We start from the raw sequence: 1,414 nt of genomic DNA, 5'->3' as shown, positions 1-1,414 counted from the left end.
GGGTCACATTAAAAACTATGGGGAATCCTTATCTTAGCTGACAAAAATTAAGTTTTGGAATTAACAATATTACAAGAGTTTTTACCCGCATTTATCTTAGATTATTTTGAGGTAAAAGAGTTTTACAAGTTAGGCAATGTATCTACTAAGCAAGATGAATACTTTCTATGTCTAGATGAGCGTAACCTCTTGCCATCAGGATATTTAAATATTAATTATGAGTCAAAAGGTTTTTTACCGTCCTCAAAAGTACAAGACTTTCCTATACGAGGTAAAGCGGTATATTTAGTAATTCGAAGACGCAGATGGCGTCATAAGCAAACACATAAAGAGATAACAAGAGATTATTCACTTGTTGCTGAAGGTTCACGATTAACACAAGAACTTTCAGATTTTTTAAAAGGAACAGGTAGAGACCCGAGAAGATACGATAAGTAATATTGCCAGTTTTTATGGAGTTAAAGCAGACAAACTTCGTAGGCAATACAAGAAGTATAGTAGTGGTTTTCAGGACTGGGAACAAAGATTGCATTCTGAGGACTATATGCTTTTTCCAAAGAATGTAGGTGATTACATGAGTATTGATGAAGTTTCCTTATCACAGGGAGAGCTTTACACTTTTGTAACAAACAAGAATGGACATGGTAAAAAAGGAACCTTATTGGCATCGATAAAAGGAACCTTATCTAAAGACATAATAAGTGTACTTGAGAAACTACCTCTTGATGTCAGGCAAAAGGTTAAAGAAGTAAGTCTTGATATGGCCAAAAATATGGAATCATCCGTCAAGACGTGTTTTCCTAACGCAAATCTAGTTACCGATAGATTTCATGTTGTAAAATTGGTTACAGATGCTCTGCAGCATGTACGGGTAAAATTACGTTGGGAAGAATTAGATAAGGAAAATGAAGCCATTGATGAAGCAAGAAAACAGAACAAAAAGCACAAACCTGAAATACTAGAAAATGGAGATACCCCGAAACAATTATTAGCTAGAGCTAGGTTTGTTATCGCAAAAAAGCCAACTGACTGGACTGATAATCAGAAACAAAGAGCAGGTCTTTTATTCAGTATACATCCAAAGCTTAAACAGGCTTATAATCATTCTCTTGAGTTTAGAAATATCTATGAAGAAAACTCAATGGATATTGCTCAGCAGAAATTTAGACAGTGGATAGACAAATCAATGAACCAAGATATAAAAGAGTTTTATTCGGCTGCTAAATCAATAAAATACCACATTGATAATATCCTTAATTTCTTTAAAAACAGAAATACCAATGCCAATGCGGAATCTTTCAATGCTAAAATAAAGCTTTTTAGATCTAACCTCAGAGGCGTTACGGATGTATCGTTTTTCCTCTTTAGATTATCAAAGCTTTTTTCGTAGTCCCCATAAAAATTAACTTGACCC

The 1,414-nt window shown here is 34.2% G+C and carries 2 protein-coding genes; both read left to right on the top strand.

Annotated features, from left to right (window positions below):
• The first annotated feature begins 54 nt into the window (after positions 1–54).
• On the top strand, positions 55–438 hold the full coding sequence (locus tag HNS40_RS22335; protein ID WP_172284923.1) for a transposase family protein: 384 nt from the start codon (positions 55–57) through the stop codon (positions 436–438).
• Between the two features lie 136 nt (positions 439–574).
• Positions 575–1,390, top strand: coding sequence for a transposase (locus HNS40_RS22330; RefSeq protein ID WP_216663805.1), 816 nt, complete (start codon positions 575–577; stop codon positions 1,388–1,390).
• The last annotated feature ends 24 nt before the right edge of the window (positions 1,391–1,414 follow it).

The organism is Lentimicrobium sp. S6 (assembly GCF_013166635.1).
Taxonomy (GTDB): domain Bacteria; phylum Bacteroidota; class Bacteroidia; order Bacteroidales; family UBA12170; genus UBA12170.
Note: the sequence above shows the minus strand (reverse complement) of the source record. Positions and strands in the feature narration are given on the sequence as shown.